This window comes from Aliihoeflea sp. 2WW, from assembly GCF_000497755.1.
Taxonomy (GTDB): Bacteria; Pseudomonadota; Alphaproteobacteria; order Rhizobiales; family Rhizobiaceae; genus Aliihoeflea.
In genome coordinates this window covers 27,212-46,153 of sequence record NZ_AYOD01000003.1, presented here as the reverse complement: position 1 = coordinate 46,153, position 18,942 = coordinate 27,212, and the positions used below count along the sequence as shown (strand labels likewise).

Sequence of the window (18,942 nt, the reverse complement as noted above, 5' to 3'; positions counted from 1 at the left end):
GCGGCGAGCCGCCGATAATTCGTTTGCACCCGATATAGGTGATGGAAACCGGCCTGTCGAGTTTGGCTAGTCTGGAATGCTGGTCTGTAGGGCGAGGGCGTGCAGAACTCCGCCCATGTTTCCCTTCAGCGCGTCGTAGACCATCTGGTGCTGCTGCACGCGGCTCTTGCCGCGAAAGCTTTCGGCCACGACTTCCGCGGCATAGTGGTCGCCGTCGCCGGCGAGGTCGCGGATCGTCACTTTCGCATCCGGAATCGCTTCCTTGATCATGCGTTCGATGTCGTGCGCGTCCATTGCCATTGCTGTCTGCCTTCAGTCCATGAAATCCGGGAACCACGACTCGTGGCGAGCCTTGAGGTCCTTCACGGATATGGCACGCGTGCCGGGCAGTTTCAATTCGGTGCCGCCCGTCTCGCCGATCCACGCGACGACAAGCCCGCGCGCCGCGCCCTCGTCGATGATCTCGCGCAGAAGCTCCTTGTCGGCACGCGGCACGGTCAAAAGGTAGCGGCCCTGGTCTTCGCCGAAGAGAACCGGCGTCGGATCGGTTGGCATCGGCAGGCTGATCGCCGCCCCGATGCTAGAGGCCATCGCCATTTCGGCAACCGCGACTGCAAGCCCGCCATCGGAAAGGTCGTGGCAGGCGGTGATCCGTCCATCTTGAATCGCATCGCGCACGAATTCGCCGGCCTTGCGCTCATGGGCAAGATCGACCGGCGGCGGCGGGCCGTCGCGACGCTCGTGCAGGTCGCGCATATAGGCGGATTGCGCCAGATGCGTGCCCCACATGTTGGACTTGCAGACGAGCAGAATCGCATCGCCCTCGGCCGAAAAGCCGATCCGCGCCATCTTCGACCAGTCGTCGATCAGCCCGACGCCGCCGATGGTCGGCGTCGGCATGATCGCCTTGCCGTTGGTCTCGTTGTAGAGCGACACGTTGCCCGAGACGATCGGGAAGTCGAGCGCCCGGCAGGCCTCGCCGATGCCTTTGATCGCGCCGACGAGTTGGCCCATGATCTCGGGCCGCTCGGGGTTGCCGAAGTTGAGATTATCCGTCGCCGCCAGCGGCAGCGCGCCGGTCGCGCAAAGGTTACGCCAGCATTCGGCCACCGCCTGCTTGCCGCCCTCGAACGGATCGGCCTCGACATAGCGCGGCGTCACGTCCGACGCGAAGGCCAGCGCCTTGGTCTCGTGGCCCTCGACGCGCACCACGCCGGCGTCGCCGCCGGGCCGCTGCAGCGAATTGCCCTGGATCAGCGTGTCGTATTGCTCCCAGACCCAGCGCCGCGACGACAGGTTCGCCGAGCCGATCAGTTTCAAAAGCGCGTCTGCAGGGTCGATCGCGGCCAGGGCGGAAAAGTCGGGCAGAGCGGCCTTCGGGCTTTCCACCCACGGCCGGTCATATTCCGGCGCCTCGTCGCCCAGTTCCTTGATCGGCAGGTTGGCGACTTCCTCGCCCTGGTGCAGCACGCGAAAGCGCAGATCGTCGGTCGTCTTGCCGACGATGGCGAAGTCGAGCCCCCATTTGCGGAAGATGGCCTCGGCCTCTTCTTCCTTTTCGGGGCTGAGCACCATGAGCATCCGCTCCTGGCTTTCCGAAAGCATCATCTCATAGGCCGACATGCGCTCCTCGCGCACCGGTACCGCGTCGAGGTCGAGTTCGATGCCGAGGTCGCCCTTAGCGCCCATCTCGACGGCCGAGCAGGTCAGCCCCGCCGCGCCCATGTCCTGGATCGCGATGACCGCGCCCGTCTTCATCAGTTCGAGGCAGGCTTCGAGCAGGCACTTCTCGGTGAACGGATCGCCCACCTGCACCGTCGGGCGCTTTTCCTCGATGTCGTCGTCGAATTCCGCCGAGGCCATCGTCGCGCCGCCGACGCCGTCGCGCCCGGTCTTGGCGCCGAGATAGACGACCGGCAGCCCGACGCCCTTGGCCTGCGACAGGAAGATCTTGTCGGTGTCCGCAAGTCCGGCCGCAAAGGCGTTGACGAGGCAATTGCCATTATAGCTCGGATCGAACTCGACCTCGCCGCCCACCGTCGGAACGCCGAACGAATTGCCATAGCCGCCCACGCCCGCGACCACGCCCACGACGAGATGCTGCGTCTTGGGATGATCCGGCGCGCCGAAGCGCAGCGCGTTCATCGCCGCGACCGGCCGCGCGCCCATGGTGAAGACGTCGCGCAAGATACCGCCGACGCCGGTCGCCGCGCCCTGATAGGGCTCGATATAGGAGGGGTGGTTGTGGCTCTCCATCTTGAAGACCACGGCCTGCCCGTCGCCGATGTCGACCACGCCGGCATTCTCGCCGGGTCCCTGGAGGACGCGTGGACCGGTGGTCGGCAGCGTCTTCAGCCACTTCTTCGAGGACTTGTACGAGCAATGCTCGTTCCACATCGCCGAAAAGATGCCGAGTTCGGTAAAGCTCGGCTCGCGCCCGATCAGGTCGAGAATGCGCTGGTATTCGTCGGGCTTCAGGCCGTGCGAGGCGACCAGTTCGTCGGTGATCGGGATCGTGTTCGAAAGGGTCACGCGGATGGGTCTCCGTCAGGCCGGGCGGGAACAGGTGGTGCCGCCCGACGCCCAGCGGGTGACGTCGGACGAAATGCGTGTCGCCTCAGCGCCGCCATCCATCAGCGGGCCGAAGCTGGCAATGCGCGCTGGGCTTCCGGACGCCTCGACGACCAGCTTCGGCAGGCCGCCGATATTGCCCTGCGGCACGGCGAGGATGCGCGGCTTGCCCGAATGCGATGTCAGTTCGGGCGACATGATCAGCCCGGAAAATCGCGGGTCGCCGGCGCGAAACCAGCAGCGCTGCGCCGCGACCGCGACGCGTTCCATGGTCGAAAGCGCCGAGGCGTCGCCCGGCCGCGAAGCGGCTTCAGGCTCCGGCGCGGAGCTTCGGCACCCGGCCAGCGCCAGCGCGATGCCGCATGCGACCAGCGCAGCCCTCACGCCGCACGCCCGAGCGCGGCCTCGAACAGCGCGCGCCCGTCGGTGCCGCCATGCGCGTCCTCGATCAGGTTTTCAGGATGCGGCATCATGCCAAGCACATTGCCTTCGGCGTTGACGATGCCGGCGATGTCGTTGAGCGAGCCGTTCGGATTGGTGCCCTCGGCATAGCGAAACGCCACCTGGCCTTCGCCCTCGATCCGCGCCAGCGTCGCCTCGTCGGCAAAATAATTGCCGTCATGATGCGCGATCGGACAACGGATCACCTGGCCCTGGGCGTAGCGGTCGGTAAACCGTGTCTCGGCATTGGCGATCTCGAGCTTCACTTCGCGGCAGACGAATTTCAGCGAGGCGTTGCGCATCAGTGCGCCCGGCAGGAGGCCAGCCTCGAGCAGGATCTGGAAGCCGTTGCAGACCCCCATCACCGTCACGCCCTGCGCGGCCTTCTCAGCCACCGCCCGCATCACCGGCATCCGCGCGGCGATCGCGCCGCAGCGCAGATAGTCGCCATAGGAAAAGCCGCCCGGGATGACGATCAGGTCGACGTCGGGGATTTCGGTATCGGTCTGCCAGACCGTGACCGGCGCCTTGCCGCCGATCTTGGTCAGCGCCGCGATCATGTCGCGGTCGCGGTTGAGGCCGGGGAGGAGGATGACGGCTGATTTCATTTCGGCTCGTAGGGCGCGTGGGGTTCGGCGAGTTCACGAAGTTCGAGGCGCTGCTCGATGCGCTCCAGACGGTCATCGTGCCGGTCGAGCCGGCGGTTGACGCCGACGACGGCTTCTTCCGTGCCCGTCATTCGCTTCTTAATTTCGTGAAGGTCGAATTTGATTTCGGACATTTCATGATGAATGCGCTTCAGCAGCTCATACATCAGCTCATTCGTCACTTCAGCCATGGAGTCAGCTCCGCACAACCTCAGGTTATGCTGACAGTGTAATTCTCAATCACCGTGTTCGCCAGAAGCTTGTCGCACATGGCTTTCAGATCGGCTTCGGCCTTGGCGCGGTCGGCGCTTTCGAGCTCGATGTCGAACACCTTGCCCTGCCGCACATGGCCGACGCCATCAAAGCCGAGCGTGCCGAGCGCACCTTCGATGGCCTTGCCCTGCGGGTCGAGAACGCCGTTCTTCAGCGTGACGGTCACGCGCGCCTTGATCACTGCCAACTCCTGAAAATTAATGCGGCTTGCCCTTGCCGTTGCCCGACGTGACGAGCACCGGGCCGGACGGACGCGGCGGCTCGTTCTCGTTCATGATGCCGAGGCGGCGGGCGACTTCCTGATAGGCTTCGACGAGGCCGCCCATATCGCGGCGGAACCGGTCCTTGTCGAGCTTGTCCTGCGTCGCCACGTCCCACAGCCGGCACGAATCCGGCGAGATTTCGTCGGCGACGACGATGCGCATCATCTCGCCCTCGTAGAGGCGGCCGCATTCGATCTTGAAGTCGACGAGCTGGATGCCGACGCCGAGGAAGAGGCCGGAGAGGAAATCGTTGACGCGAATGGCGAGCGCCATGATGTCGTCGAGTTCCTGCGGCGCCGCCCAGCCGAAGGCCGTGATGTGCTCTTCGGAGACCATCGGATCGTCGAGCGCGTCGGCCTTGTAGTAGAATTCGATGATCGAGCGCGGCAGCACGGTGCCTTCCTCGATGCCGAGCCGCTTGGCGAGCGAGCCCGCCGCCACGTTGCGCACCACGACCTCGAGCGGGATGATCTCGACTTCCTTGATCAACTGCTCGCGCATGTTCAGGCGGCGGATGAAGTGGGTCGGGATTCCCATCCGGTTGAGATGGGTGAAGATGTGCTCGGAAATCCGATTGTTGAGCACGCCCTTGCCGTCGACCACTTCGTGCTTCTTCTTGTTGAAGGCGGTGGCGTCGTCCTTGAAGAACTGGATCAGCGTGCCGGGCTCGGGGCCTTCATAGAGAATCTTGGCCTTGCCTTCGTAGATGCGGCGGCGACGGTTCATGGCGGTCTCTGGTCTCGGTGGCCGGAACGGATAGGGCCCGGCAGCCTGTCATCCGCAGGAATTGCGGAAGGTTACTGAACTTGCCCGCTCTCTAGCGCATGTGACCCCTGGGCTCAATCACCAAATGACCGCGCCCACAGGCGAGCGCGTGCTGACCGATTGGCTCTTTCGCCCCGCCATTCTAGCCGCCATATTGGTCGTGGCGTCCATGGGCAACGTGGCCGCTGCCGCAAGGGCATGAAATCGCAGTGATGATGAGGTTGGCCGATGAGCCTGAAGGATCGCGAAGAAGGGTTCGAGCGCAAGTTCGCCCATGACGAGGAGCTGAAATTCAAGGCCATGGCGCGCCGCAACAAGCTGCTCGGGCTCTGGGCGGCGGAAAAGCTGGGCAAGAATGGCGACGAGGCCGACGCCTATGCCCGCGAAGTGGTCGCATCGGATTTCGAGGAAGCGGGCGACCACGACGTCTTCCGCAAGATCCGCAAGGATTTCGACGAAGGCGGCGTGCAGCAGTCCGATCACCAGATTCGCCGCACGATGGAGGAACTGCTCGCGACCGCGGTCCGTCAGATCGAGGCGTCGTGAACCTCGCCGCGCGCCTTCGGGCCGGGCAAACCGTCTTCACCGCCTGGTCGGGCATCCCCGATGCCGTGACGGTCGAGGCCGTAGCAGTGACCGGCTTCGGTGCCGTCACGCTCGACATGCAGCATGGCGGCCACCACGAGGACAGCGTCCTGCGCGGCCTTGCCCCGGTCATCTCGGCCCGCAAGCACCCGATCGTGCGCATTCCGGTCGGCCGCTTCGACATGGCAAGCCGCGCGCTCGATTTCGGCGCCGAGGCCGTGATCGCGCCGATGGTCAATTCGGTCGAGGACGCCGAGGCGTTCGCCCGGTCGATGAAATATCCGCCGCTCGGGTCGCGCTCCTGGGGTCCGGTCTTCGCGATGCCGCGCCACGGGATCGCCGATTCGGCCGCCTGGCTTTCGGGCCAGAACGAGGCGACGCTTTCGCTGGCGATGATCGAGACCCGCCAGGCGCTGGATGCGCTCGACGGCATTCTTGCCGTGCCGGGCATCGATGGCGTCTTCGTCGGCCCGTCCGACTTTTCCATCGCGTGGACCGAGGGCAGGGCGGTCGATCCGGCACTGCCGGAAATGGTCGCCACGCTCGAGGACATCGCTCGCCGCGCCACCGCCGTCGGCAAGCTGGCCGCGATCTATCTGGTCGATCCGAAGCTCGCGCCCCGCTATCAGGGCATGGGCTACCGCCTGATCGCCCTCGGGTCGGACCAGCGCTACATCGCGATGGGCGCCCAGGCCCTGCTCGACGCCGCTAAGGCGTGAGCTGCGAGACGAACTTGGCGAAGGTCAGCGTGCCTTCCGGCCACGGTCCGTGGCCGGATTCGGCATTGATGTGTCCGCGCTCGCCCGCGTCGATGAAAAGCGAGCCCCAGGCGCCGGCGATGTCCTCCGCCACGTCGAACGCGCAGAACGGATCGTTGCGGCTCGCCACCGTGATCGACGGAAAGGGCAGCGGGTCGCGCGGATAGGGCCCGAACGTCATCAGGTGCTTCGGCCGCACGTTCGGATTGGCGACGTCGGGCGGCGCGACGAAGAACGCGCCGGCGATCTTGTTGCGAAATTCCGGAACCGCCTGCACCGCAGTCGCGACCCCGAGCGAATGCGCGACCAATACGACCGGCTTGGTGGCGCTATTCACCGCCGCGACGAGACTGGCCTTCCAGTCGGCCAGAACCGGCTTCGACCATTCGGCCTGCTCGACCCGGCGCGCGCTCGAAAGTTTTTCCTCCCAGCGCGTCTGCCAGTGATCCGGCCCGGAATTGGTGTAGCCTGGAATGATGAGGATGTCGGCGTCTTTGGCTTTCATGGCGCGCCATGTAGCGAGCGCCGCCGCCATGCGCAACCTCGACGGCACTGTTCCACAATTGCGAACGAGTTGTCGTCGAAATCGAAATTGCATTGAACAGTCGCGCATACGATCTTGTCGGTATCTGCGGAGCCATCCGCCAAGGAGATCATCATGACCGAACTGCCGTTCTCGGCGACCACGCCGACGCATATCGCCAAAGTCGGGTTGAAGGCGCGCGACGCCGACGCGCTTGCGAAATTCTATCGTCAATTGCTGGGCCTTTCCGAACTCGCCCGCCGCAGCGGCGCCATCGTTCTTGGCGTCGAAGGCCGCGAACTGCTCGAGATCGAAAGCGCTCCGTCGGCAAAGCCGGACGATCCACGCAGCGCCGGTCTCTTCCACACCGCCTTCCTGCTGCCCACCCGTAAGGATCTCGCCCGCTGGGTCCGCCATGCCGGCGAAAACCGCATCGCGGTGACCGGCGCGTCCGACCACCTCGTCAGCGAGGCGCTTTATCTGAACGACCCCGAGGGCAACGGCATCGAGATCTATGCCGACCGGCCGAAGGAAACGTGGAAAAAGAACGGTGGCGACATCGCCATGGCGACGGAGCGGCTGAACATCGAGAACCTGCTCGGCGAAATCGACGCGTCCACGCCCGCCTGGCATGACGCGCCCGAGGCGACGGTCATCGGCCACGTCCATCTGCGCGTCGGCGATCCGAAAGCGGCCGAAGACTGGTGGCATTCCGAACTCGGCTTCGACACGATGGCGCGCTACGGCTCGCAGGCCGTGTTCCTCGCCTCCGGCGGCTACCACCACCACATCGGCGCCAACAGTTGGGCGAGCGCCGGCGCCGGCCCGCGCGATCCCGACCGCGCCGGCCTCGCCTATGTGGAACTGGCGTCGAGCGATCACGCGGGACGCACGCTTCGCGACCCGTGGGGGACGGAAATTCGGGTAAAGGCTGTGTAGGTCCCAAATGCGAAGAAGTCCGCGTCAGGGGAAACGCGGACTTCTTACTGGAGGGGGTCTTCTCGTCTCGCTGCGTCGGTGAGGGGGTCCGTTGCAGCTATGCGGGAATAATGTGCGGACAGCTTTCCGGTTCCCAATCACATGCCCATTCTTTCAATCACAAGGCTGTGAGCGGCAGATTGGAGGGAATTGATCGATGATCCGCCCGTTCAAGATTCATTTGGCCGGTGAGGTATATCCCGGTCGATGGAGGAACGCTCATGCTGCAAGTCGGGAACAATCAGCACGCGGATGACAACGCCACCATGGCCGCGATCCACAACCGTCTCGATCTTCTCGAAAGTCAGATCGCGAGTATCGAGCGTGCCTTGGTCGCCCGCGACCTCATGATGAAGCGCACCAGCAGGGACGATGAGCCGATCATCGTTCCGTCGGTCTATCCGACCCCGCTCGTTCGTGCGGCTCTGCCGGTCAGGACCGCTGTCGATCGAGCGCCGATCGCAAATGAGGCTGGGGCGGTTCGCGCCAACCGGTGGCGCTCGCCATTCCTCGCTGGCGCGGGAATGCTTGCGGCCACGCTCCTTGCGATCGAGATCATTGCTTGATCGCCGCCGCGCGCGCGATCATCGCGTCGCGCGGCATTCAGGGCAGCGGTCAGCGATTGCCGAATACGCGCGCGAAGATCGTGTCGACATGCTTGGTGTGATAGCCGAGGTCGAACTTTTCGCGGATTTCCTCTTCCGAAAGCGCGGCCCGCACGTCTGAATCCTTGAGCAGTTCCTCGAGGAAGTCGGCGCCCTGTTCCCAGACGCGCATCGCGTTGCGCTGGACCAGCCGATACGAATCCTCACGGCTGACGCCCGCCTGCGTCAGTGCGAGCAGAACGCGCTGGCTCATCACGAGCCCGCGGAACTTGTTCATGTTGGCGAGCATCGTCTCGGGATAGATCACCAGCTTCTCGATGACGCCCGCGAGCCGGTTCAGCGCGAAGTCGAGCGTGATCGTCGTATCCGGCGCAATTCCCCGCTCGACGCTGGAATGGCTGATGTCGCGCTCGTGCCAGAGCGTCACGTTCTCCAGCGCCGGTGTCACCGACATGCGCACGAGCCGTGCGAGCCCGGTCAAATTCTCCGTCAGCACCGGGTTGCGCTTGTGCGGCATCGCCGATGAGCCCTTCTGCCCAGGCGCGAAGAATTCCTCCGCTTCCAGAACTTCGGTGCGCTGCATATGCCGGATTTCGGTCGCGACGTTCTCCATCGACGAGGCGATGACGCCGAGCGTGGCGAAGAACATCGCATGCCGGTCGCGCGGAATGACTTGTGTCGAGATCGGCTCCGGTTTCAGTCCCAGCTTCGCGCAGACATGCTCTTCGACGCTCGGGTCGATGTTCGCGAAGGTCCCGACCGCGCCCGAAATCGCCCCGGTCGCGATCTCCGCCCGCGCGGCCACGAGCCTGTCGCGCCCGCGGGCCATCTCGGCGTAGAACCGTGCGAAGGTCAGCCCCATCGTCGTCGGCTCGGCATGGATGCCGTGACTGCGGCCGATCCTGACGTCGTCCTTGTGCTCGAAGGCTCGTTTCTTCAGCGCCGCCAGCACCCGGTCCATGTCGGCGAGCAAGAGGTCCGCCGCCCGCACGAGCTGGATGTTCAGCGTCGTGTCGAGCACGTCCGACGAGGTCATGCCCTGATGGACGAAACGCGAATCCGGCCCGATGAATTCGGCCAGATGGGTCAGGAACGCGATGACGTCGTGCTTGGTCTCGCGCTCGATCTCGTCGATACGCTCGACATCGAATTTAGCCGCGCCACCCTTTTCCCAGATGTTCCGCGCCGCCTCCTTCGGGATGACGCCGATCTCGGCGAGCGCGTCGCAGGCATGCGCCTCGATCTCGAACCAGATGCGGAACTTCGTTTCCGGAGACCAGATGGCGACCATTTCGGGCCGCGAATAGCGCGGGATCATGCGTCTCGTCCTGACGTTTGGGAGGCTTTCGCCCGCTCCCTAACAGACGAGGTCCAAAGGCTCAACGCTCTATAGTTTGCCGGGCACCGCGATCCAGCGATGATCGGGCCCCTCGAAGCCGACGCGCCTGACCGCGATCAGCACCACGAACACCGGCTCGCCGCCCTCCGGGAAGAAGGTCTGCACCGCACCGATCCGGTAGCCGAGCGGGCAACTGCGGCTTGCCGGAACGCTTTCGTCCTCGTGCAAAAGCTCCGTCGCCACGCCGCCTTCGTGGCTCACCTTGAGCAGCCGGAACCCGACATGGCGCTCGGCCGCGAACGCACAGTTTTCCGGCACCTCGAACGCAATTTCCTCGAGCCGGATCGCAAGCGGCGGGTCGATCGGCGGGAACACCGGCCGCGGATTGACCTCCATCGCAAGCGGATCGGCTGAAATCTCGGTCACCGCATTGGCCCCGGCCGTAAAGCCACGGTTAGCGGCGAGCTCGTCCTCATCGACAATGTCGGCGCCCTGCAGCCGTGCCTTGGCCCGCGCGTCCGCGATCGACGCGTCCTGCTCCTCCGAAAGCACCCGGATCGGCGTGCCGGTGACGAAGCGATCGGTCGCGGTCTCGATATAATACCGGTTGGCGTAGGCGAAGCCCGACCCGTCCTGGATGCCGTATTCCTCGAAGGCGAAGATCGCGCCGTCCGCGCTGAAGCCAAGAATGCCGAGTTCGGCGGTATCGCCGGCAGCGGCGGGGCCCGCAACCAGCATCGCAATGGCGGCGATCAGCGAACGCATCAGCGTCTCCTTATGTCCTCGACGACCAGACCGGTATCATATCACCCGCCATGGCGCTCGCCGCATGAACGCCCCGCGCGATCGCCCGCGCCATGGTCGCCGCCGCGGCCGCATGGAAATCCATCTCCATCGCCGGATCGAGCCGTGCCGGATTGCGCCCCGTTGCGAGCGAAAAGACGAGGTCGCCGTCATAAGGCGTGTGCGCCGGCCAGATCGCACGCGCAAATCCGTCATGCGCCGAGATCGCCAGCCGCTTCGCCGCCGCCTTGGTCAACGCCGCATCCGTCGCGATCACCGCGATCGTCGTATTGGCGACTGGCGAAACCGGATCGCGGAACTTGATCAGCACATCCTGCGCGTCAGCCGGCAGCGGGGAGGGCATTCCGTGCCCGCCGAACTCGTCGCCGATCTCGAACGGCGCCGCCCAGAAATGCCGGCTTCGCCCAACCGTCACCGAGCCGGTGGGGTTGACCGCGACCAGCGCGCCGATGGTGATGCCGTTCGGCAGAACCGTCGAGGCCGAGCCGAGACCGCCCTTCAGTCCCGCCGTCAGCGCGCCATAGCCCGCGCCCACGCTGCCGATGGCAAAATCCGTATCCGCCGCCGCCACGGCCTCGAAACCGAGCTCCCGATAGGGCGGATAGCGCCCCCAATCCTTGTCACCCTGATTGGCAAGGTCGAACAGGATCGCAGCCGGCACGATCGGCACCTTCTGCCCGCGCACCTCGAAGCCGATGCCCCGCTCGCGCAATGCCGCCTGCACGCCCGACGCCGCGTCGAGCCCGAACGCCGAGCCGCCCGAAAGCACGATCCCATGCACCGTCTCGACCGAATTGTGCGGCTCCAGAAGATCCGTTTCACGCGTCCCCGGCGCGCCGCCCAGCACCTGGTAGCTGGCGATCGCCGGCGCGTCGCAAAGTACGACGCTGACCCCCGAGCGCACCTTCTCGTCATGCACATTGCCGACGGAAAGCCCCGCCACGTCGGTGATCAGATTGCGCGGCCCGGCCCTGAACGCCATCAGTCCACCGGCACGAAGCTGGCACCGTCGAAGCGGTAGCTGCGGTAAATCTGGCCTTCTATGTCGCCCTTCGCGTCGAACTCGACCGGCCCGATGATCGTCTCGAACCGGCCATCGCCGATCGCCTCGTCATTCTCCAAGGCCGCAACCGCGATCTCCACCGCCGCATGGACCGGCAGGAAATAGCCCTGTTCCTCGGCCGGCGTTTCGCCGTCAGGCTCAACCGCATCTTCCCACTGCGTCGCCGCGATCATCACGATCCCTTCGGCAAGAGGCGTTTCGCCCGCCGCGCGCAGCGCTTCGCCGCCGGCGATCATCAGCGCATAGTCCAGCCCGGCCGCATCGCGCGCCATGATCGCGATGTCCTCGCGGTCGCCGCCGACGAAGACATGCGTCGCGCCCGAACGCCGCAACCGCCCGACGAGCCCGATCTGGTTGTCGAGTTGCGGGCGGAACGTATCGACGAAGACGGGCACAAGCCCCGATTCTTCCGCCGCGATCCGAACCGTCTCCGCGATCTCGCGCCCATAGATCGTGCCGTCGTCGACGATGGCGAAAAGCGATCCGCGCCAGTCGTCGATCACATAGCGCGCCGCGGCCTCGCGTTCGGCATCGGCGCGCGGGCCGAGCCGGAACACCTGCCAGCCCGTGCGCTCGCGCCGGTCGGTCAGGCTGTCCGTACGGATACCGGTAGCGATGACTGGAATGCCCGCCTCGGTCAGGATCGGCAGCGCCGCCTCGATCGCGTCGGTGCACAGAAATCCGACCACCGCCGAAACGCCGTCATCCACGAAGCGCCGCGCCGCAGCACTGCCCCCTTCGCTCGTGCAGGCATCCGTCTCGATGATGAGTTCGCCATCGACCGCGTCGATTGCCGCCTGTGCGCCCGCGCGCATCTGCGCTTCGAGCAGCGGCGCCGTCTCGCCTCCCGGCACGGCCAGTCCGATGCGCGTCTGCGCGCCGGCACTCGAGCAGGCCAGCGTCAGGGCGCCGAGAAGGAGGATGGATTTGAGACTGTGCGGCATCGATGGTTTGCTGACCGGCCGGGCTGTGAAGGCTGCGTTCACAGGTAAAGGCTGGCAGCCGGGCGCGCAACCGGCTAATCGGGAAGGACATGCTTGGTGGTGATTGCGCGGCGCCCTATATGCGCCGTGTTCGATGAAGGGGTGGCCGTGCTCGACAAGAGACAAGTGGATTCCGGACTTTACCGCGATGCGATGGCCCGTTTCGCAGGTGCGGTCCATGTCGTCACCACCGACGGAACGGCCGGGCGGCGCGGCGTGACGATCATTGCCGGCTGCTCCGTATCCGACAACCCGCCGACTGTCCTCGTCTGCCTCAGCCGCGTAAAGCCGGACAATGACGTTTTCGCCGAAAACGGCGTCTTCGCGCTCAACACGCTGTCGTCGAAACAGCGCGCGCTTGCCGATGCCTTCTCGGGCCTGACCGGTCTGAGCCAGAAGGATCGCTTCGCGCTCGGCGAATGGGAAACTGGCCAGACCGGCGCCCCGGTCCTCGTCGGCGCCTTGACCTCGTTCGACTGCCGCATCATCGAAACCAAGGAAATCGCCACCCACCGCATACTTTTCGGTGAAGTGACAGGCATCCGCATCGGCGATAGTCTTTCGCCATTGATCTATCAGGATCGCCGCTACCACAGTCTCGAAACCTGATCGGTTTCACCGGAGCCCCCATGTCGACAGCCCAACCGCGTCCCGTACCGAACTCGATCGACGAGACGCTGGAACTGCTGAAATCCGCCGATTATGTCGGCGATCGCGCGCTCGCGACGGTACTTTTCCTGAGCCTGCGCATGGGCCGGCCGCTCTTCCTCGAAGGCGAGGCCGGCGTCGGCAAGACCGAGATCGCTAAGGTGCTCGCATCGGCCCTCGGCCGCCGTCTGATCCGCCTCCAGTGCTATGAAGGCCTCGACGTCTCCTCCGCCGTCTACGAGTGGAACTACGCCGCGCAGATGATCGAAATCCGCATGGAGGAAGCCGCCGGCGACGTGAAGCGCGACGCGATGGAGCGCAACGTCTTCTCCGAGAAGTATCTGATCCGCCGCCCGGTCCTCGACGCGCTGTCCGGCGAGGAGGGCGCGGCCCCGGTCTTCCTCATCGACGAACTCGACCGCACCGACGAGGCGTTCGAGGCGTTCCTCTTGGAGATCTTGTCCGACTTTCAGGTCACCGTCCCCGAACTCGGCACGATCAAGGCCAAGGAGCCGCCGATCGTCATCATCACCACCAACCGAACGCGCGAAATCCACGACGCGCTGAAGCGCCGCTGCCTCTATCACTGGGTCGATTATCCGAATGCCGAGCGCGAACTGGAAATCGTCGCCCGCAAGGTGCCGCAGGCAAACGAGCGTCTGTCGGCCGAAGTCGTTGCCTTCATCCAGCGCCTGCGCCAGATGGACCTTTTCAAGGTGCCCGGCGTCGCCGAGACGATCGACTGGGCAAGCGCGCTGACGGAACTCGACAAGGTTGCGCTCGACCCCGAAACCGTTTCGGATACGATCGGCGTACTCTTGAAGTATCAGGACGACATCGCCCGTATCGGCCACGGTGAGGGTCGGCGCATCCTGAACGAGGTCAAATCCGAACTGGCGGCAGCCGAATAGCCATGAACGCGGCGCGCAGCGAAGCCGAAGGCCGGATCGCCGACAATATCGTCTATTTCGCCCGAACCTTGCGCAAGGCCGGCATGCGCGTCGGCCCCGCCGCGGTCAAGGATGCGATCGAAGCGGTCCTCGCCGCCGGCATCGGCACCCGCGAGGAATTCTACTGGACGCTTCATGCCGTGCTGGTGAATCGCCGCGAGGACCACGCCACCTTCGACAAGGCGTTTCGTCTCTACTGGCGCTCGCGCGAGCTGATCGAGAAAATGATCGCCATGTTCTCGCCCGTCGCGCCGGACATGAAGGAAAAGTCGAAGCCGAAACCGGCCGAAAGCCGCGTCTCCGAAGCCCTCCTCGGCCAGAACGACCGCCAGACGAAGCAGGAAATCCCCGAAATCGAGTTCGACGCCCGCTTTTCCGTTTCGGGCAACGAAGTGCTGCGCGCCAAGGATTTTGCCCAGATGAGCGCGCGTGAACTCATCGAGGCGCGCGCCGCCATTGCGCGCCTGCAGCTTCCAGCCGATCACGTGACGACCCGTCGTTTCCGCCCCGATCCGCATGGCAGCCGAGCCGACCCGCGCGCGATGATGCGCCAGGCGCTCCGCACCGGCGGCGATCTGATGCTGCCGCGCTTCAAGTCGGCGCGCACAGTCCACCCGCCGCTCGTCGTCCTCGCCGATATTTCCGGCTCGATGAGTCAATATTCCCGCATCTTCCTGCATTTTCTTCACGCGCTGAGCGAAAAGCGTAGCCGCGTCCACACCTTCGTCTTCGGCACGCGCCTGACCAATCTCACGCGTCAGATGCGCCATCGCGACCCGGACGAAGCGCTGTCCGAGGCCGCCGCCGCCGTCAAGGACTGGTCGGGCGGCACGCGCATCGGCGAGACGCTGCACGAGTTCAACCGGCTCTGGTCGCGGCGCGTGCTGGGGCAGGGCGCCGTCGTGCTGCTCATTACCGATGGCTTGGAGCGCGACGACACCGACCTGCTCGCTCGCGAGATGGACCGCCTGCAAAAATCCTGCCGCCGCCTGATCTGGCTGAACCCGCTCCTGCGCTTCGACGGTTTCGAGCCGCGCGCACGCGGCGTGCGGGTCATGCTTGATCATGTCGACGAGTTCCGCCCCGTCCATTCGCTCGACGCCTTGACCGACCTCGTCGCCTCGCTGTCGACGAAAAGCCGCCAGACCACCGACCCGCGCCAGTGGCTGGCCCTTGGCAAGGGCAGGGCGGCGTGACCATATCCGGGTTGGAGGTAGACGCCATGACATCTAATCTTCTCGGACAGGGAACCGATCCGCTCGCGCTCGCCGAGCGCTGGGTCGGCGAAGGGCGCAAGGTCGCGCTAGCCACCGTCGTCGAGACGTGGGGCTCGGCACCGCGCCCCGTCGGCAGCCACCTCGTCATCGATTCCGAAGGCAATTTCGAAGGCTCCGTCTCGGGCGGTTGCGTCGAGGGCGCGGTCGTCGGCGAAGCCATCGACGTGCTCGAATCACGCGCGCCGAAAATGCTCGAATTCGGCGTCGCGGACGAAACCGCCTGGCAGGTCGGTCTCTCCTGCGGCGGCCGCATCAAGGTCTATGTCGAGCCCGTTGCCTGACCATGGATATCGAGCTTCTCAAACAGGCCAACGCCGAACGCGCCGCCCGCCGCGCGGTCATACTCGCGACCGACCTTGAAACCGGCGCCGCCACGCTCCACCGCGAGTCCGACCCGCGCACCGGCGACCTCGGCGCCGCACTCACCCGCGCCTTCGATTCCGGCAAATCCGGCAGCGTCGAAGTCGCCGGCCGACAACTGTTCCTCAACGTCCACGTTCCGCCGGCGCGGCTGGTCGTCATCGGCGCCGTCCATATCAGCCAGGCGCTTGCCCCCATGGCGCGCCTTGTCGGCCTCGACGTCGAAATCATCGATCCGCGTACCGCCTTCGCCACGCCCGAACGCTTCCCCGACACCGCCTTGAGCGCCGAATGGCCGGAAACCGTGCTCGCAACCCGCCCGCTCGACGCTTTCACCGCGCTCGCCGCCGTCACGCATGACCCCAAGATCGACGACTACCCGCTCGAAGCCGCACTGCGTGCCAATTGCTTCTATGTCGGCGCCCTCGGCAGCCGCAAGACGCACGCCAAGCGCGTCGAGCGCCTGGTCGCGGCGGGCCTGAGCGAAGCCGAGATTGCCCGCATCCGCGCCCCGATCGGCCTTCCCATAGGCGCTGCCAGCCCCGCCGAAATCGCGGTCTCGGTTCTCGCCGAGATCATCGGCGCCCTGCGCACCCGCGCCTCGCGGCAGATGGAAACGCTGGCGTGAAGTTCGGCCCGCTGCCGCTCGACCAGGCCGAAGGCGCGCTCCTCGCGCATTCTCTCGCAGTGCCCGGCCTCCGGCTGAAAAAGGCGCACCGCCTGACGGCATCCGACATCGCGTCCCTCCGCACCGCCGGAATCGAAACAATCATCGGCGCCGTCCTCGAATCCGGCGACGTCCCCGAAAACGAAGCCGCCGCCCGCCTTGCCGCAGCCCTTTCCATCGACGGCTGTGAAATCCGCGAACCGGCGACCGGCCGCGTCAACATCCACGCCCGCGACGCCGGAATCTTCACCGTCGACCGCGCGATCATCGACGCCATCAACCGCGTCGACCCGGCCCTGACAATCGCCACGCTCGCGCCGTTCGACACCGTCCAGTCCGGCCAGATGGTCGCGACCGTCAAGATCATCCCCTTCGCCGCCCCGGAAGCCGCCCTTCGGGCCGCCATCAACGCTGCCGGCGCCGGCGAAGCCTTCGCCGTCCACCCCTTCCGCCCGCGCCGCGTCGCGGTCATCCAGACCACACTTGCCGGCGTCAAGCCAAGCGTCCTCGACAAGACCGCCCGTGTAACCAGCGACCGTCTGTCCCGCTCGCATAGTACTTTGCATGCCGAACTTCGCGTCCCGCATGAAGACGAGGCGCTTGCCAACGCTCTGCGAGACATCGACCCCGCAATCGATCTCGTCCTCGTCTTCGGCGCCTCGGCGCTCTGCGATTGGGACGACGTCATCCCCGCCGCCATCCGCCGCGCCGGCGGCACGGTCGAGCGCGCCGGGATGCCCGTCGATCCCGGCAACCTTCTAGTCCTTGGCTCACTCGCCGGCCGCACGGTCATCGGGGCACCCGGCTGCGCCCGCAGCCCCAAGCCCAACGGATTTGACTGGGTTCTCGACCGCCTGATCGCCGACATTCCCGTCACGGCCGCCGATATCGCCGCCATGGGTGTCGGCGGCCTCCTGATGGAAATCCCCGTCCGCCCGCAGCCGCGCGACATCGCCGCCGCCGAGACGCGCCCGATCGTTCACGCCGCCATCCTCGCCGCCGGACGCTCCAGCCGCATGCGCGGCCCGAACAAGCTCCTCGCCGAGTTCGACGGCAAACCCTTGATCCGCCGCGTTGCCGAGGCCGTCACGGCCTCCCGCGTCGACGCCACCCACATGGTCCTCGGCCACCAGCGCGAGCGCATCGCCGCCGCCCTCGACGGCATCGACGTCGCTTTCGTCGACAACCCTGACTACGCCGATGGCCTCTCCACCTCGCTGAAGGCAGCCGAGCGCGCGCTTCCCTCGCAAGTTAGCGGCCTCCTCGTCGTCCTCGGCGACATGCCTGGCGTCACCGCAAACGCCATCGACGCGATGCTCGACGCCTTCGCCCGCTCGGGCGGCCAGGCCATCATCCGCGCCACCGATGCCGGCAAGCGCGGCAATCCCGTACTCCTGCCACGCGCACTTTTCGCCGAGATCGAGCGGATCGAAGGCGACACCGGCGCCCGCCATCTCGTCGAGGGCGCATCACTGCCCGTCATCGATGTCGAACTCGGCACTGCTGCCAGCCTCGATCTCGACACGCAGGACGCCGTCCGCCTTGCCGGCGGCAACATCGTGGAAGACGCATGACCCGCCTGATCCTCGCCGCCGCACTCCTCGCCGCCACGCTCGTCCCCGCCGCCGCCGAACTGCTCGCGCCCTCGAAGGACCGCCTCTTCGCGCTGCCGGCCACCATCGAGACGAGCGACGACGGCGCCCGCATCGTCGTCGACTACCAGGAAATGCGCGACATCAACGGCCGCGACGAGATCCCCGAACGCCGCGCCCACGCCACCTATGTCGACCTCTCCGTCCGCCGCGCCCAGCGTGACGTCACCATCCAGACACCGGCCGGCAACATCCCGCACATCTCTGTCGGCAAGCCGGAAGGCGCGCGTTTCATCGTCGCCTATCTCCACGGCCAGGGCGGCAATCGCGGGCAGGGCGTGGACGATTTCACCTTCGGCGGCAATTTCAACCGCATCAAGAACCTCGCCGCCCAAAATGGCGGCCTCTACCTCTCGCCCGACTTCGCCGATTTTGGTGCGACCGGCGCAGGGCAGGTGGCGGCGCTCCTGAAAACCTACGCCAACGCCTCACCGCAAGCGCCGATCTTCGTCGCCTGCGGCTCCGCCGGCGGCGCGATCTGCTGGCAATTGGCACAGGATGCGGACCTCGTCCCCCGCCTCGGCGGCCTGCTCCTCCTCGGCTCGCACTGGGACGAGAGCTTCCTCAAAAGCCCCGCCTTCCGCGCCCGCGTCCCGGTCTATCTCGGCCACGGCAGCCGCGACCGCGTCTTCCCCGTCGAGCGGCAGGAAACCTTCTTCCGCGCGATCCGCGCCGCGTCCCCCGGATACCCGGCCCGCTTCGTCCGTTTCGAGAGCGGCAGCCACGGCACGCCGATCCGCATGACCGACTGGCGCGAAGTCATAAACTGGATGAGCGAACGCCGATAAGC

23 protein-coding genes are annotated in these 18,942 nt (G+C 65.9%); 11 read left to right on the top strand and 12 right to left on the bottom strand.

Annotated features, from left to right (window positions below):
• Window positions 1–66: 66 nt before the first annotated feature.
• Genes ALII_RS0103320 through purC form a run of 7 tightly spaced genes read right to left on the bottom strand, consistent with a single transcriptional unit; the run spans window position 67 to window position 4,921 of the window.
• Window positions 67–300, bottom strand: a complete 234-nt coding sequence (locus tag ALII_RS0103320) for a BolA family transcriptional regulator (protein WP_024585915.1) — start codon at window positions 298–300, stop codon at window positions 67–69.
• A 12-nt stretch (window positions 301–312) separates the two neighbouring features.
• Window positions 313–2,532, bottom strand: a complete 2,220-nt coding sequence (gene purL, locus ALII_RS0103315; protein WP_024585914.1) for a phosphoribosylformylglycinamidine synthase subunit PurL — start codon at window positions 2,530–2,532, stop codon at window positions 313–315.
• Window positions 2,533–2,547: 15 nt separating this feature from the next.
• The gene (locus ALII_RS0103310; RefSeq protein ID WP_024585913.1) at window positions 2,548–2,955 is read right to left on the bottom strand and encodes a hypothetical protein; all 408 of its coding nucleotides are present in this window, start codon (window positions 2,953–2,955) and stop codon (window positions 2,548–2,550) included.
• Entirely contained in the window at window positions 2,952–3,620 is a 669-nt protein-coding gene (gene purQ, locus ALII_RS0103305; RefSeq protein ID WP_024585912.1) for a phosphoribosylformylglycinamidine synthase subunit PurQ, read from the bottom strand. The genes ALII_RS0103310 and purQ overlap by 4 nt, the downstream gene beginning before the upstream one ends.
• Complete coding sequence (locus ALII_RS0103300) at window positions 3,617–3,850, bottom strand: hypothetical protein (protein ID WP_024585911.1); 234 nt, start codon at window positions 3,848–3,850, stop codon at window positions 3,617–3,619. The genes purQ and ALII_RS0103300 overlap by 4 nt, the downstream gene beginning before the upstream one ends.
• A gap of 20 nt (window positions 3,851–3,870) precedes the next feature.
• Entirely contained in the window at window positions 3,871–4,113 is a 243-nt protein-coding gene (purS, locus tag ALII_RS0103295; protein WP_024585910.1) for a phosphoribosylformylglycinamidine synthase subunit PurS, read from the bottom strand.
• 16 nt (window positions 4,114–4,129) lie between these two features.
• Window positions 4,130–4,921, bottom strand: coding sequence for a phosphoribosylaminoimidazolesuccinocarboxamide synthase (purC, locus tag ALII_RS0103290; protein WP_024585909.1), 792 nt, complete (start codon window positions 4,919–4,921; stop codon window positions 4,130–4,132).
• A 267-nt stretch (window positions 4,922–5,188) separates the two neighbouring features.
• Between purC and ALII_RS0103285 the strand changes: the two genes are divergently transcribed.
• A complete protein-coding gene (locus ALII_RS0103285) occupies window positions 5,189–5,506 on the top strand; it encodes a DUF1476 domain-containing protein (RefSeq protein ID WP_024585908.1) in 318 nt (105 codons plus the stop codon).
• Window positions 5,503–6,264, top strand: coding sequence for an HpcH/HpaI aldolase/citrate lyase family protein (locus ALII_RS0103280; RefSeq protein WP_024585907.1), 762 nt, complete (start codon window positions 5,503–5,505; stop codon window positions 6,262–6,264). Before ALII_RS0103285 ends, ALII_RS0103280 begins: the two co-directional genes overlap by 4 nt.
• Here the strand turns inward: ALII_RS0103280 and ALII_RS0103275 are convergent.
• The gene (locus tag ALII_RS0103275; RefSeq protein ID WP_024585906.1) at window positions 6,254–6,808 is read right to left on the bottom strand and encodes an alpha/beta hydrolase; all 555 of its coding nucleotides are present in this window, start codon (window positions 6,806–6,808) and stop codon (window positions 6,254–6,256) included. The two genes, ALII_RS0103280 and ALII_RS0103275, sit on opposite strands and share 11 nt — an antisense overlap.
• Window positions 6,809–6,961: 153 nt before the next feature.
• Between ALII_RS0103275 and ALII_RS0103270 the strand changes: the two genes are divergently transcribed.
• Both ALII_RS0103270 and ALII_RS0103265 read left to right on the top strand, forming a co-directional pair.
• Entirely contained in the window at window positions 6,962–7,765 is an 804-nt protein-coding gene (locus ALII_RS0103270; protein WP_024585905.1) for a VOC family protein, read from the top strand.
• A 260-nt stretch (window positions 7,766–8,025) separates the two neighbouring features.
• Window positions 8,026–8,370, top strand: coding sequence for a hypothetical protein (locus ALII_RS0103265; RefSeq protein WP_024585904.1), 345 nt, complete (start codon window positions 8,026–8,028; stop codon window positions 8,368–8,370).
• A gap of 49 nt (window positions 8,371–8,419) precedes the next feature.
• Here ALII_RS0103265 and purB read toward each other — a convergent pair whose 3' ends face one another.
• From purB to ALII_RS0103245, 4 genes are all read right to left on the bottom strand, one after another.
• Window positions 8,420–9,727, bottom strand: a complete 1,308-nt coding sequence (purB, locus tag ALII_RS0103260) for an adenylosuccinate lyase (RefSeq protein WP_024585903.1) — start codon at window positions 9,725–9,727, stop codon at window positions 8,420–8,422.
• A gap of 69 nt (window positions 9,728–9,796) precedes the next feature.
• Window positions 9,797–10,513 (bottom strand): DUF2259 domain-containing protein, encoded by a 717-nt coding sequence (locus tag ALII_RS0103255; protein ID WP_024585902.1) that lies wholly within the window; start codon window positions 10,511–10,513, stop codon window positions 9,797–9,799.
• A 10-nt stretch (window positions 10,514–10,523) separates the two neighbouring features.
• Window positions 10,524–11,534 carry a P1 family peptidase gene (locus ALII_RS0103250; protein WP_024585901.1) on the bottom strand — a complete coding sequence of 337 codons (1,011 nt, stop codon included), beginning with the start codon at window positions 11,532–11,534 and terminating at the stop codon, window positions 10,524–10,526.
• The gene (locus ALII_RS0103245; protein WP_024585900.1) at window positions 11,534–12,559 is read right to left on the bottom strand and encodes a branched-chain amino acid ABC transporter substrate-binding protein; all 1,026 of its coding nucleotides are present in this window, start codon (window positions 12,557–12,559) and stop codon (window positions 11,534–11,536) included. Before ALII_RS0103245 ends, ALII_RS0103250 begins: the two co-directional genes overlap by 1 nt.
• A gap of 192 nt (window positions 12,560–12,751) precedes the next feature.
• On the opposite strand from ALII_RS0103245, the gene ALII_RS0103240 reads away from it, so the two are divergent.
• From ALII_RS0103240 to ALII_RS0103210, 7 genes are read left to right on the top strand one after another with little or no spacing between them, the layout of a single operon-like run.
• Complete coding sequence (locus tag ALII_RS0103240; protein ID WP_051375759.1) at window positions 12,752–13,207, top strand: flavin reductase; 456 nt, start codon at window positions 12,752–12,754, stop codon at window positions 13,205–13,207.
• 20 nt (window positions 13,208–13,227) lie between these two features.
• Window positions 13,228–14,157 (top strand): MoxR family ATPase, encoded by a 930-nt coding sequence (locus tag ALII_RS0103235; RefSeq protein ID WP_024585898.1) that lies wholly within the window; start codon window positions 13,228–13,230, stop codon window positions 14,155–14,157.
• A gap of 2 nt (window positions 14,158–14,159) precedes the next feature.
• On the top strand, window positions 14,160–15,392 hold the full coding sequence (locus tag ALII_RS0103230; RefSeq protein ID WP_024585897.1) for a VWA domain-containing protein: 1,233 nt from the start codon (window positions 14,160–14,162) through the stop codon (window positions 15,390–15,392).
• Between the two features lie 26 nt (window positions 15,393–15,418).
• A complete protein-coding gene (locus ALII_RS0103225; RefSeq protein WP_024585896.1) occupies window positions 15,419–15,754 on the top strand; it encodes an XdhC family protein in 336 nt (111 codons plus the stop codon).
• A 2-nt stretch (window positions 15,755–15,756) separates the two neighbouring features.
• Entirely contained in the window at window positions 15,757–16,461 is a 705-nt protein-coding gene (locus ALII_RS0103220; protein WP_024585895.1) for an XdhC family protein, read from the top strand.
• Window positions 16,458–18,074, top strand: coding sequence for a molybdopterin-binding/glycosyltransferase family 2 protein (locus tag ALII_RS0103215; protein WP_024585894.1), 1,617 nt, complete (start codon window positions 16,458–16,460; stop codon window positions 18,072–18,074). Before ALII_RS0103220 ends, ALII_RS0103215 begins: the two co-directional genes overlap by 4 nt.
• Complete coding sequence (locus tag ALII_RS0103210) at window positions 18,071–18,940, top strand: alpha/beta hydrolase (RefSeq protein WP_024585893.1); 870 nt, start codon at window positions 18,071–18,073, stop codon at window positions 18,938–18,940. Before ALII_RS0103215 ends, ALII_RS0103210 begins: the two co-directional genes overlap by 4 nt.
• The last annotated feature ends 2 nt before the right edge of the window (window positions 18,941–18,942 follow it).